This window comes from Scardovia wiggsiae F0424, from assembly GCF_000269605.1.
GTDB classification, from domain to species: Bacteria; Actinomycetota; Actinomycetes; order Actinomycetales; family Bifidobacteriaceae; genus Scardovia; species Scardovia wiggsiae.
Genome location: NZ_AKCI01000001.1, coordinates 1,204,769 through 1,218,470, shown reverse-complemented (window position 1 = coordinate 1,218,470; position 13,702 = coordinate 1,204,769). Strand labels below are relative to the sequence as shown.

Below are 13,702 nucleotides of genomic sequence, written 5' to 3'. Positions count from 1 at the left end.
CAGAGTTATATTGTATTAATACAGACTTCATTGTGCGCGAGAATGATACTAATAACAATCGTGTAATATTGTGGAATCCCGAAAGTGGGTTACAAATAACCATAGGACATGGTGCTTATTCAATCCTTACGCAATTTGCTTTTCCAATTTCAATTAAAAAATTGTTGTTATCAGTAAAGCCAGAGCGACGCGATACTGTTGAATCGGTAGTTCATTCTTTTATAGAATCTTCCCTTATCGTTTTAGCTAATTGTAATAAGAAGTATGAAAAAGATTTCCTTATGAGAGGTCTTTTTAATGCACCGATTAAATCTTTTAGTGAGGTGCTTGAAGATGAATCTATAGATATGGTTGCGTTAGGCGTTGAATATGATGCCGGTGTATCGAATCGGGAAGGCGCAAAAACAGCTCCGGATACGATACGAAAAGTAGCTACAAGTATCTTTAAATTGAATGACGATAAGGACGGTATGTGGGATCCTGTTCAGAAAAGAAGGATTCTGGAGAACACACGGGTTGCTGATATTGGTAATATTGGAGATCAGATACAGACTCGGAATGGGAAGGTCTTTGATCGGTTAAAGACCATAGTTTCTTCTTTATGTAAAGAGGGTAAGAAGCCGGTTATACTTGGTGGAGATCATTCAATAACTTGGGCGATTGTTCAAGGGTATATAGAAAGTGGGTATGATAAATTCGGAATCATACACTTTGATGCCCATAGCGACTATTTATCCGCAATATTTGATGGTGACTGGCGGACATACTTGCATCATGGAAATGTAATGAGCTGGATTGCTGGCAGAAAGGAGATAAAAACAATAGCTCAATTTGGAGTACGGCAGATGATTGATGAAGACCCTGAAGAGACTTCAAAAATTCGTTTATGGGCTGGTAAAAGTGGCCTAGATCTATCCGCAGAACAGTATCAAAGTGAACTTGATTTTGATATCCCATGGCATATTACAGTTGATGTTGACGTTCTTGATCCATCGGTAGTTCCTGGAACTGGCACCCCTCTACCAGGAGGTTTAACGATTAATGAGCTTGAAGAGCTCCTTCAACGAGTATGTTTAGGCAGAAAAATCATTGGCGTAGATATCGTCGAGCTTATAGGAGATAATCACGAGCTGTCTGCTCTAGCTGCTGCGGATATCCTACTCCGGGAAATGGATATCGCCGCAAGAAGCGATATCTAAGAGTACTATATAAATAATTGATTATATAAATATGATTTATCTGCGATAATAAAGTTAACTTTCGCCAATTATCACCCCGTGTTCTGCAGCCCTGCCGCCACGCCTGATACTGTGCACAGGATCAGGTATATATAATCTGCTGTCTGGGATTCGTTAAGCTCAGATTTACTGTCCTGGCGGCGCAGGGACCTTAAGGCCCGTACCTGTGCAAGGGACAGGGCGTCTACATACGGCGAGCGGATACGGATGGCCTGCCCAAGGATATGCCGGTGCTCCAGCGGCCAGTCGTCGCCCGTAATACGCAGCACCCATTCCCGTGTCAGCCTCATTTCGTCCAGGACTTCTTTTTTCAGGTCTTCGCGTTCGCCCAGGTCAAGATACATATGCGCAATATGGCTGTCTGTCTTGGCAAGGGACATTTCGATGTTGTCGATGAATGTGCTGAACAGCGGCCACTGCCGGTAGGCTTCGCGGAGCTCGCTGAGGTTGCCGAAACGCTCGCATGCCGTCCCCAGCCCGTACCATGCGGCAAGGTTGATGCGTGCCTGTGCCCATGAGAACACCCATGGGATCGTGCGCAGGTCGTCAAGCGATTTGGCCCCGAGGCCGCGTTTTGCAGGGCGTGAGCCTATGGGGAGAAGGCCAATCTCGGTCAGCGGTGTCACAGTGGAGAACCATGGTGTGAAATCCTGCGAGTTCAGCAGCCCTACGTATTTTTTACGCGATGCACGGTCCAAGGTGTCCGCCATCCCGGCGTATTTCCCGGTCATGTCAGTATTGGTCTTTTCGGTGCTGGGGGCTGACTGCAGAAGCGTTGCTGATGCGATGGCCTCAACGTGCCGGGCTGCCAGTATCGGGTTCCCGTAGCGTGCAAAAATGACTTCGCCCTGTTCTGTGACTTTGAACCGGCAGTTTACAGAGCCTGCCGGCTGTGCAAGGACTGCGCGGTTCGCAGGCCCGCCGCCGCGCCCGACAGCGCCGCCGCGCCCGTGGAAAAGCGTTATATCAATGCCGTGGCCCTTTGCCCATTCGGCTATCCGCCCCTGCGCGCGGTGGAGCGCAAGGGTCGCTGAAGTAGGTCCGGCGTCTTTTGACGAATCCGAGTACCCGAGCATGACTTCCATACGGTTGTCTGTCGCCTTCAGCCGTGCTTTGACTTCAGGTATCCTGATGATCTCTTCGAGTACATCTACGGAATTCTCCAGGTCTTCCAGCTGCTCGAACAGGGGGATAACATCAAGGGTCGGCGCATTCTTGGGGTCGGCGAAAGCCAGGCGGTTGAGCTCGTAGACATCTTTGACATGCTGCGCAGTTTTGCAGAAAGATATGATGTACCGTCCGGCAGCTTTCCTGCCGTTATGTTTCTGGATCGCCCCCAGTGCGCGGAATGTGCTCAGCACTTCCTGGGTCATAGGCTCAAGCGTCCCCCGCTCGCCGTGCAGCCCGTGCTCGCGGATATCCTCCAGGGCCCGTGTATGCACAATGGAATGCTGGCGGAATTCCATTTCGACCATATGGAATCCGAAGGTTTCGACCTGCCAGATAAGTGTTTGGACCGGTCCGTAAGCGCTGCGTACTGCCCCGGCTTCGGCGAGGGATTTCTGCACGGTTTTCAGGTCGTCAAGGAACTCCTCATAACCTGTGTACATAAGGTCGGCATTGCGGTCTTTGGTTGCCCGCAGACGGTCGGCCATAACAAAAAGGCAGGCTCGGTGCGGCTCGCGGCTTGAGATAAGCTCTGCGTGGCTGGTCAGTTTTTCACTCAGCTCCTTTTGCCTGCTCCATAGTGCAAGGAGCTGTGCGTTTGCCGGTGTGGTCCGGGATTCGAGCGTCAGGTTCCGGCCCACTGTGTACGTTGCCTCGGCAAGGGTTTCCACCATATGACCGTAGAATTTGTCGGCAACTTTCCGGCTGACTTTTGCTGTTACATTGGGGTTGCCGTCGCGGTCTGAGCCTATCCAGCTTCCGGGGTGGAAGAAAGCGGGGCATACGGAGGCGACTGTGCCTGCTTTCTTGCCGAGCATCCAGTTGTCAAACCGGCGGTAGACTCTGGGGATCATAGCAAACAAAGTGTTATCGAAAATATCAAGGATGGTATCGGCTTCTTCTACGGGGGTCGGCTTTTTTGCAGCTATCGGGGAAGTGCGGAACAGTGAATCGATTTCGCTGTATATTTCACGGTCGTTTTCTGTGCGAAGGGAGCCGCCTGTATGCCTGCGGACCGCCAGAAGGTTCGATATGCGGCGGATCTTCCCCTCTACGGCCTTGCGGCGCGCCTCGGTCGGGTGGGCGGTGAAGACTGGATGGAATTCCAGCTTTTCCAGGAGCTCGCCTGCCCCGGCGGGGCCCACTTCGTCAATAAGCTGTTTATATGCAACCGACAGGGCATTCATGGGGTCGGTGGGGGACCCTGTTTCAACAGTGTTTTCGCGCGTAAGCAGTACGGAGACGCGGTAGTTCTCTTCGCACAGGTTCGCCAGGTGGAAGTATGTGGTGAAAGCCCGTGCCAGTGCCTGAGCCTCTTCCATAGAACTGCCGTCGATCAGGGAGACAGCTTCTTTCATACCCCGCACCGCTGCATCATGGAAGTCAGGGGAATCTGCAGCATTGTGGAAGCGCTCCTCGTTCGCCACTATAACATCTTCCCTCAGGGCATCAAACATCTTAAGGATATGCGGGTTGTATTCGCCTAAAATAGTCCGCAGCATATCGAGGACGAGATCCATATCTTCGCGGAGCCCAGGGGGGAGCGATCCTTCCTCGCTCGCGAGCTGCGCATTAACGGCAACGAACTGGCGGGTAGGGCTCTGCTCATCTGCATTGCGCAGCGCATCTGCGCCTGTATCTGTCCCGTTCGTGCTGATATCTGATCCTGCCATAATGGCCCCTTTCACGCCTTTTCCGGGTTGCCTGTCTGCCAGCGTGCACACGTCATGTGTGCGGGCTGCGGCGCTCCTGTGCCATGGCCATGGACCATGCCGGCCGTCCCAGGCCCAAAGCCCGTAAAAGCGACTGTTAGATCTGAATAGCTAGGTCTTATTGTAGGAGGTGAGGCTTACGTTTCCTGGGCGCTGTCTCAGTATGCGTCCCTGTGATCCCTTAATATCCCCTGAGGATCCCCCTTGTATCCCATAGCTCGTAAATAATGCATATAGGTGTTTAATGTACCTCTGGACAGGAAAATAGCTGTACCGGGTTTCGCGCCGAAATAATTTCGTGTCGTTAACAGGTTTTCCACCTGGTTATCCACGAAATGTGGAAAACTCTTAATTTCATTCACCGGGAAACGCACAGAATGTGGATAAGTAAGAATGTATTCCACGTGTGTTTCCACAGGCAAAAAGGACATGTGGATATCTAGGGCCTCTATAATTACTATGTTCCGATTACAATCAAGATATGTCTCAGAATCCGGATTATGCCAGTTACCCAGCTTCGCGCACAGCGCAGGCCTCGCAGGCTGGCGGCTTTAATGCGCCAGGGGATAGCGGCAGTTCCCTTTTTGACCGTGTCCCTCCGCATGATCCTGCAGCAGAGATGGCGGTGCTCGGCGGCATGCTGATGAGCAAGGAGGCGGTCGGCGAAGTCAGCGAGCTTATCGTATCTTCGGATTTTTATGATCCTAAGAACCAGATGATTTTTGACACTGTTATCAAGCTATACAGCTCCTCTCAGCCGGCTGATGTCATTACGACAGTCAATGAGCTTACGCGCAATGGGGAGATAGAGAAGGTCGGCGGCTCGGAGTATGTGCACCAGCTGGTTGAATCTGTCCCTACTGCAGCGAACGCATCATTCTACGCGAATATCATCCACGAACAGGCGATCCTGAGGGAAGTTATCCAGGCCGGTACCAGGATCACTCAGCTGGGATATTCTGCTGACGGGTCCCAGGCGGAAGACATCGTCAACCTGGCCCAGGCCCAGGCATATGAGCTTGGCAACGGCAATGTCCGGCAGGATTACAGGTCATTTATCAGTGTTGCAGATGAAACGCTCAAGCAGCTTGATGATATCCAGCAGGGGAATATCCCGCTGGGCGTCAAAACAGGGTTCAGGGATATCGACGATCTGACCCAGGGGCTTCAGCCGGGGCAGATGATAGTAGTCGCCGGCCGTCCTGCAATGGGCAAGTCCACGCTTGGGGTTGATTTCGCCAGGTCGGCGGCTCTGCGCCAGGGGCTGACAACTATAATATTCTCCCTTGAAATGAATTCGATCGAACTCGCACAGCGTATCCTTTCTGCGGAAACAAATATCCCCCTGAGCGCTTTGCGCAAGCCGGACGAGATCACGCCGGAACGGTGGGGGGCCCTCAACAGCACTTTTGACAAACTCCATGATGCGCCGCTGTTCATTGATGATTCGCCTAATATGTCCCTTATGGAGATCCGCGCTAAATGCCGGCGCCTCAAGCAGACAGAAGACCTCAAGCTTGTTGTTATCGATTACCTCCAGCTTATGAGTTCCGGGAAAAAGGTCGAATCAAGGCAGCAGGAAGTGTCTGAGTTCTCCCGTGCGCTGAAGCTCCTAGCCAAAGAGCTGGGTGTGCCTGTTGTTGCCCTCTCCCAGCTCAACCGCGGGTCTGAAATGCGGCAGGACAAGATCCCCCAGCTGGCTGACCTGCGTGAATCCGGCTCTATTGAACAGGATGCCGATGTGGTTTTCCTCGTCCACCGTCCGGATTTCTATAATAAGGAAGACCGCCCGGGCGAAGCAGATATTATTATGGCGAAGCACCGTAACGGCCCTACCGGGACTTTCCAGCTGGCTTTTCTGGGAGCGAATGCAAAATTCAATGATATGCCGAAGGATTACCAGCAGGGGGTGTAAATACGATGGCTGTTACGATCCTGACCCCCCTTATCGGCAAAGCAGTACGGGCGCTGACCCGCCTCCGCGGCGGCGGCACCGCATTCCCCGGTAAGGTCATTGAGTCGATAGACCGTGGTTTCCTGCGCAGGACGCTTGGACAGCTGCCTTTCGGAGTGGTCCTTGTTTCAGGGACAAACGGCAAAACCACAACTACCCGTATCATCTCTTCTATGCTGAAGGACTTGGGCCTTAAGGTTTTCACCAACCCTACAGGATCGAATTTTACCCGGGGGGTGGCTTCTGCCCTTATAGACCGGGTGGATCTGCGCGGGAAGGTCAATGCCGATATTGCCGTGCTTGAGCTGGACGAAGCGTATGCGGTGCATTTCGTTGAGCAGGTAAAACCGCAGTATACGCTTTTGCTGAACGTTATGCGGGACCAGCTTGACAGGTTCGGGGAGATCGATACTACGGCACGGCTGCTCGCCCATGCTGCCGGTGCTACAGGCAGGGTCCTGGTGCTGAACCGTGAAGATTCGCGTATCTCTGCGCTTGCTGAAAAGGCTCCCTCCGGCACCCGCATCAGTTATTTTGGCCTGTCTGATACGCTTACCGGTTTTTTCCCCAGCGATGATGATATGCATGACAGCGACAGCCGCAGTGCCGGCGATACAGGGGATACGGAGCCTGCACATCCTGTACAGCAGCATTATCCCGCAGCGCACAGCCTGCCGGCTGATGTCGTGCTCACCGGAGTAGACGGCCATACTGCCTCGTATACCATTGGGGACGTTTTGTATACACGGACGCTGCGGCTGGAAGGTGTGTATAACCTGTATAATGCTGCCGCTGCGCTGGGAGTGGCCCGTGCTGTGATGTCTGATGTTGACCGGCTGCGCGGCAGCCATACAGGCAGCGGGCAGATGCTGGACGCACTCGCTGCAGTCACCCCTGCTTTTGGCCGCGGTGAGACTGTATATATCGGCAGTACGCCTGTTGAAATGATCCTGGTAAAGAACCCTATGGGCTTCAGGCTTGCGCTTAAGTCATTCCCTGCTGAAGGCAGTGCGACGATGATCATTATCAATGATGAGTATGCGGACGGGCGTGATATGAGCTGGCTGTGGGATGTTGATTTTACGAGCCTTGCGGAAACCGGTGTTGCGGCAGTTTCCGGAGTCCGCGCCGATGATATGGCTCTGAGGCTGGCATACGATTCGGTGCCAAGCGCACCGGCAGACAGTTCCATCAGCCGTGCTGTCCGCAATTTTGTGAAAACCGATCCTGAAAAGCCGCACCACATATACTGTACCTATACCGCCATGCTTGCCGCGCGTAAAGTGCTGTCGCAGATCACCAGAGTTGAGGATGTGGGATTATGAGTACCGGCAGGAAACAGCTTGATATCGTAAGCCTCTATCCCAAAGATATGAATATTTACGGGGATTTCGGCAACCTCAAGGTGATCGAACAGCGTACACGCCTGTATGGATATGAACCGCGGATCCACATGTATAACGTTGGGGATGCATGGCCTGCGCGCGCTGACCTCATTGTTGGGGGCGGCGGGCAGGACCACGGGCAGGTCAATGTGAGCAAGGACCTTTTTACGGTCAGCGATACCCTGCACACGCTTGCCGATAACGGTGTCCCCATCCTTGTCATCTGCGGGCTGTATCAGCTCTTCGGGCATTATTTCGAGACTGTTGATGGGGCGCGGCTTTCCGGGATCGGTATCCTCGGTGTGCATACGGTTGGCCAGAAAGTGCGCATGATTGGGAATATTACCGAGCATACTGCCAGGTTCGGCGACGTTATAGGGTATGAGAACCATTCAGGGCAGACATTCCTTGATGACCCTTCGCATGCATGGGGGACAGTAGACGGCGGCGGTATGGGGAATAACGGTGAAGACCATACTGAGGGGGCTGTATACAGGAATGTTATCGGGACATACCTGCACGGATCCCTTCTCCCCAAGAACCCGGCTGTTGCTGACCATCTTATTAGGACAGCGGCTGCTAACCGTTATGGGAATTTTGAAGACCTGGGCGGCAGCGATGAGAAGGCACAGCTGGAAAAGCTCAACAGCCTTGCCGATGCTGCACGTAAAACAGCAATGGCAAGGCCGCGCTGAAAAGAGGCATGCTGAAGGCTTTATTAATCCCAGCTGCTCGTGCGTGAAGAAGCTCGGGAAGATGGGGCGGCTGACGTGCTGGAAGGACCTTTGCTATTTGCGCTGTACTGCATGTCATTTCTGGCATCCCGGCCCTCCCCGTCTTTGCGGCTTTTACGCGATAATCTGTTGAAAAGGCCTCCGCGCCCCGCAGAAGGCTGCCTGCTGCGTGATGATCCGTTATCCCTTGTAGCAGACCCGCTTTTTTTGATTCTGCGTGACTGCCCGAGATAATCTGTTATGCCTGCAATAAGGAGCGCTGCTCCGCTTATAACAGCGGTGATCCAATACCCGCGGGGCACGCGGAATGCCGGGATAACGAGGGACTCCGCCAGAAGCACGATACCTACGACGAACATCGGCGTATCGCCAAAAATCGCACTTCCGCTCAAATACATGATCCCTACGAGCGCACTGGCAAGGATGCAGTTTATAATACCCATGCCTGAAGCATTGAAATTATACTGTGCAGCTACTGTATTGAAAGCGAGCTCACAGACAAAGAAAGCCACACCCCAGGTGAGTGCCCAGATGCGTGAACCATGCAGGATATGCTGGGAAAGGGCATCACCGGGAGTACCGCTGCGCGGCTGGCTGGCCCCGTAACCGATTATCACTGCGAAAACGACAGAGACCGCAATGCAGATTATGTACAGGATGTACCCCCATAAAGCTGTGCGCCCGAAGCTGTCTGTGGCGAAAGCAAGCAGACCGAAACCGAGGAGCCATGTAAATGCCCAGAAAAAATAGTACATCCATGTAGGCAGCCCGAACACGGAACGCATACCTGCAAAAAAGCCGGATGGCTGTGAAGGTGCCGGCGGATCCTGGTTACCTGTGCCGGCGGCGTCCCGGTCCGCCATGCTGCCGTTTATTCCGGAAACGGTATGCAGCTGCCTGCCGGCAACCGTTGCATCGTCCTCGTCGTTATAGTCCGCGTAGTCACCCGAAAAGCTGCCCGGTATGTCGCTGCGGGAGCCTCCCGCCGCTGCGCCCGGCATGCCCGGCATATCTCCCGGCCGCATTGAGGAACTCGTATTAGCCATGATTCTCCTAATCTGCGAAATGCTACTTCAAGTATATAGCAATACCGGATTGGGGGATTCCCCAGTCCTTTCCCCCATCATTTATCTGTATTTTCCCCTCTTTCCCTGTCCCCGAAAAAATTAACCCTGGTGGTAAAACACGCAGATACAAAACCGGTTTTGCCGATTTCCCGCAATTTCTATTTTTGTATCTGCGTGTTTTACCACCGGCACCGGCCCGGTAATGCCCATAAATCCATTACGGCAAAAATTATTCACGGTTATAAAAGAGGGTTCCTGTCCCCCTCCCAACAATCTGCAGCCCGTAAGGGCGAAGCCGTTGGGGAGAAACAGGAACCCTGTGTATGCGTCGTTTTTTCAGCTATAATGCCTGCCGGCTACTCCAGCTCAAATGCACCGGTATACAGCTGGTAGTATTCGCCGCGCTGCTCAAGCAGCTGCTCATGTGTGCCGCGCTCAATGATCCGCCCGTGATCCATCACCATGATCACATCCGCATTGCGGATAGTGGATAGGCGATGCGCGATAACGAACACTGTACGGCCTTCCATCAGCGCATCCATACCAGCCTGGACTATCTGCTCAGTACGGGTATCAATGGAGCTGGTTGCCTCGTCAAGGATCATGACCGGAGGGTCAGCTACGGCTGCCCGGGCAATGGACACCAGCTGCCGCTGGCCCTGGGACAGGCCGCTCCCATCGCCTTTAAGGATGGTCTCATAACCGTGGGGAAGCATGCGGATAAAGCCGTCCGCATTCGCCAGCCTGGCCGCGGCGATGCATTCATCGTCAGTAGCATCCAGCTTGCCGTACCGGATATTATCCATCACGGTACCGGTGAACAGGTTGACATCCTGCAGTACGATGCCGAGCGACTGGCGCAGGTCTTTTTTGTTGATATCTTTGATATTGATGCCGTCGTACAGGATAGTCCCGCTGTCAATGTCGTAGAAACGGTTGATCAGGTTCGTTATAGTCGTCTTCCCCGCGCCTGTTGCCCCCACCAAAGCGACTTTCTGGCCCGGCTTCGCATACAGCGAGATATTGTGGAGGATCTCATGCCCCGGTTCGTAAGAGAAATTGACATCGTTGAACCGGATATCGCCGCGCAGCAGGGTATAGGCGCTGGCAGCCTTTTTCTTTGGCGTACCGGCGAGGGATGCCACACTGCTCGCCCTGTCCCTGGGGAGCATGCTTACACCCGTATTCGCTACTGTCACATCTGCCACATTACCGTCAACTTCCACGCCTTCAGGCACGCGCCACGCCCAGTTCTCGGTATGATGCGCTGCCTGTGTGATCGTGCCGTCTTCAGCAACATGCGCCTTGATAAGCGTTACATCGCCGGTATTGGTTTCCGGCTGCTCATCCAGGAGGCCGAATATACGTGATGCGCCGGCCAGCGCCATGAGGACGAAAGAGAACTGGTTGGATATCAGCCCGATCGGATTCGTGAAGCTGCGGGAAAGCGTGAGGAAGGAGATGATGCCCCCAATAGTGAGTGCATGGGACCCGGTAAGCGAGAAATTAGGGAAACCGCCCAGTGCTGATGCTGCACCGACAACAGCAAGGAGCACGTACAGGAGGTAGCTCATGTTGTTGACCGCCGGCATGGTGATATTCCCGTAATAGTTTGCCTGTGAGGAAGCTTCGTACAGGTCGGAATTCTTCCCATCAAAAGTTTCCTGCGTGGCCTCTTCATGGGTGAAGACCTTGATGACCTTCTGCCCGTTGATGGCTTCCTCAATATAGCCGTTCACATCGCCCAGCCTGCGCTGCTGGCTGACGAAATACCGTCCGCTGGCCGCTGCGATCTTGCTGATCGCAATAAGCAGGATAACGGTAAAGACGATCAGGAACCCTGTCAGAGGTGCGCTGATGGCAAGCATCGCGAAAAATGCGGCAAGCATGCTCATAATTGAAGAGAACATCTGCGGGAAGCTTTGGGAAATAGCCTGCCGCAGGGCATCCGTATCGTTTGTATAAAAACTCATCACGTCACCGTGCAGGTGGGTATCAAAATACTTGATGGGCAATGCCTGCTGGTGGACGAACATATCGTCGCGGATAGTTTTGAGTACGCCCTGTTCCACGCGCACGAGGATGCGGTTATACAGCAGGGTAGACAGTATCCCTGCGGTGAAGATGATAGCCATCACGCCAAGTGCCTGCACCAGCGGGATAAAGTTAGGGTTTGCCTTCCCTACAAGCGGGAGGATATAGCTGTCTATCAGCCGCTGGAGGAACAGCCCCATAGCTGCATTAGCCACAGCAGAGAGGATAATGCATACTACAACAACGCTCATCTGCCATCTGTAAGCGAAAATATACCGCATAAGACGGCTGAGGGTACCTTTCCTGATCCTGCTTCTCCGCGGTCCGCGGCTGCCGGGCCGGCCATAGCTGCCGGCCTCATTTCGGTTTTTTTTGATACCGGTATTATTCTGATTATTGCCAGTCACTTTTTTATCCTCATGTACCGGGCTGCCTGTTTCGCTGCCCACGTGTGCCGTGTTCGGGGTTTCCGCGGGATTATTCGCCATCGCTGATCACCTCTGAATTATTCTGTGATTCGTAGATACTGCGGTATTCATCGGATGTCCGCAGGAGTTCGTTATGGTTCCCCTGTGCGGCTATATGCCCGTTATCCATCATGATGATATTGTCTGCGTTCTCGACTGAGGACAGCCGCTGGGCAATGATGATAATGGTGGTATTCGGTATCTCTGTAGCAAAAGCCTGGCGTATAAGGGCATCGGTTTTTGTATCCACTGCAGAGGTGGAATCATCAAGGATAAGGATCTTCGGCTTTTTAAGCAATGCACGGGCTATGCATAAACGCTGCTTCTGCCCGCCGGAAACGTTGGCCCCGCCCTGTTCAAGGTAGGTGTCGTACTTATCAGGGAAGCCCTGGATAAATTCGTCTGCCTGGGCGAGTTTTGCCGCCCGCATTACTTCTTCATCCGTAGCGTCAGGATTGCCCCACCTGAGGTTTTCAGCAACTGTCCCGCTGAACAGGATGTTCTTCTGCAGGACCATCCCGATACTCTGACGCAGGATATCCAGCTCATATCCGCGCACATCGGTGCCGCCCACCTGGACGGTCCCCTCAGATGCATCGTAGAGGCGGGGGATAAGCTGCACAAGGGAAGACTTCGCCGAACCGGTGCCGCCGACGATCCCCAGCGTTGTTCCGGAGGGGATGTCAAGGCTGATATCGGAGAGCACGGGTTTTTCTGAATTTTCGTTATACCGGAAGGTTACATGGCTGAAATATATGGATCCGTCCTTTACTCCCGATACGGGTTTTGCGGGGGTGGTAACTGTGCTCTCCTCGCGCAGTACGGCAGCAATGCGGCCTGTGGATGCGCGTGAGATGATAACCATAATGAAGATCATCGCCACCATCATCAGGGCCATCAGGATCTGAAGGGTGTAGGAGAACAGGCTTGTCAGGTTCCCTGTGGTCATCCCCAGGGCCTCATTATTCCCTGAATCCACGATCTGATGGGCAGCTATCCAGCTGAGCAGCAGGATAGTAGTGTAAATCGCGGTGTACATGGCAGGCATGATCCACGACAGGCGCAGTTCTGCCTTAACGAAAGAGTCATAAATGCGCTGCGAGACCTGCATAAACCTATTATCTTCGTAGCCTTCCCGGGTAAAGGACTTTACCACGCGCACGCCCGCAAGGTTTTCTTCAACTCTGTTATTGAGGCGGTCATACCGGCGGAATACCCGCACGAAAATAGGATGGACGCTCATCCCCAGGGCAACAAGGACTAATGCGAGAAGCGGTGCAACTACAAGGAAGATGAAAGAGATATCCGGGCTGATGCGGAAAGTGAACAGCCACGCAAAAATAATCATCAGAGGTGCCCTGAAAGCAATGCGGATAAGCATCTGATATGCATTCTGCACATTGGTCACATCTGTGGTAAGCCTGGTAACCAGGCTCCCTGTAGAGAAGCTGTCAATATTGGTGAAGGAGAATCCCTGTACTTTCCTGAACAGGTCGTGCCGCAGGTTTTTAGCCAGGCCTGCTGATGCGACCGCTGATGTTTTTCCTGCCCCTATGCCGAAAGCAAGCGAGATGAATGCTACAATAACAAGGATGATCCCCCACTTCCACACTTCGGACATATTCCTTGCGCTGACGCCACGGTCAATAAGTATGGCCATAAGGAAGGGGATGAGCAGTTCCATTGCGACTTCGCCGGCAACCAGGAAAGGTGTTGCCCAAGCAAATTTTTTGTAGTTGCGTACGGTCCCGTATACTGTTGAAAAGTCTTTTAGTGTTGCGCTGTTTCCGCTGCTGTAATCGCCGGCAGCGATGTCGTCTTCAGTCTGGCCGTCCTGGTCCTCGCGCATATCCGTATTCAGGCTGGAATGCGTATTGCTGTCCCTGCGGGCTGTAGCGCTGGAACGCTGTGTCATTTTTCCTCCATTACAATTGTGATTGTTAC

Annotated in this window: 8 protein-coding genes; 4 read left to right on the top strand and 4 right to left on the bottom strand. The window is 53.2% G+C overall.

Translation table 11 applies throughout. The annotated features are described in order from the left end of the window. The first annotated feature begins 32 nt into the window (after nt 1–32). On the top strand, nt 33–1,199 hold the full coding sequence (locus HMPREF9156_RS0105450; protein WP_231198074.1) for an arginase family protein: 1,167 nt from the start codon (nt 33–35) through the stop codon (nt 1,197–1,199). A 71-nt stretch (nt 1,200–1,270) separates the two neighbouring features. Here HMPREF9156_RS0105450 and HMPREF9156_RS0105445 read toward each other — a convergent pair whose 3' ends face one another. Beyond that, nucleotides 1,271–4,078: a phosphoenolpyruvate carboxylase gene (locus HMPREF9156_RS0105445; protein ID WP_007147770.1), complete on the bottom strand. Its 2,808-nt coding sequence runs from the start codon at nt 4,076–4,078 to the stop codon at nt 1,271–1,273. 520 nt (nt 4,079–4,598) lie between these two features. On the opposite strand from HMPREF9156_RS0105445, the gene dnaB reads away from it, so the two are divergent. Genes dnaB through HMPREF9156_RS0105430 form a run of 3 tightly spaced genes read left to right on the top strand, consistent with a single transcriptional unit; the run spans nt 4,599 to nt 8,151 of the window. Next, the gene (gene dnaB / locus HMPREF9156_RS0105440; protein WP_007147768.1) at nt 4,599–6,032 is read left to right on the top strand and encodes a replicative DNA helicase; all 1,434 of its coding nucleotides are present in this window, start codon (nt 4,599–4,601) and stop codon (nt 6,030–6,032) included. A gap of 5 nt (nt 6,033–6,037) precedes the next feature. Continuing rightward, nucleotides 6,038–7,396, top strand: coding sequence for a Mur ligase family protein (locus tag HMPREF9156_RS0105435; protein ID WP_007147767.1), 1,359 nt, complete (start codon nt 6,038–6,040; stop codon nt 7,394–7,396). Next, the gene (locus HMPREF9156_RS0105430; RefSeq protein ID WP_007147766.1) at nt 7,393–8,151 is read left to right on the top strand and encodes a type 1 glutamine amidotransferase; all 759 of its coding nucleotides are present in this window, start codon (nt 7,393–7,395) and stop codon (nt 8,149–8,151) included. Before HMPREF9156_RS0105435 ends, HMPREF9156_RS0105430 begins: the two co-directional genes overlap by 4 nt. Before the next feature lie 23 nt (nt 8,152–8,174). Here HMPREF9156_RS0105430 and HMPREF9156_RS0105425 read toward each other — a convergent pair whose 3' ends face one another. From HMPREF9156_RS0105425 to HMPREF9156_RS0105415, 3 genes are all read right to left on the bottom strand, one after another. Beyond that, the gene (locus HMPREF9156_RS0105425; RefSeq protein ID WP_007147765.1) at nt 8,175–9,236 is read right to left on the bottom strand and encodes an MFS transporter; all 1,062 of its coding nucleotides are present in this window, start codon (nt 9,234–9,236) and stop codon (nt 8,175–8,177) included. Nucleotides 9,237–9,613: 377 nt separating this feature from the next. Continuing rightward, nucleotides 9,614–11,779, bottom strand: a complete 2,166-nt coding sequence (locus HMPREF9156_RS0105420; RefSeq protein ID WP_007147764.1) for an ABC transporter ATP-binding protein — start codon at nt 11,777–11,779, stop codon at nt 9,614–9,616. Further along, entirely contained in the window at nt 11,769–13,673 is a 1,905-nt protein-coding gene (locus tag HMPREF9156_RS0105415) for an ABC transporter ATP-binding protein (RefSeq protein WP_007147763.1), read from the bottom strand. Before HMPREF9156_RS0105415 ends, HMPREF9156_RS0105420 begins: the two co-directional genes overlap by 11 nt. Nucleotides 13,674–13,702: the final 29 nt, after the last annotated feature.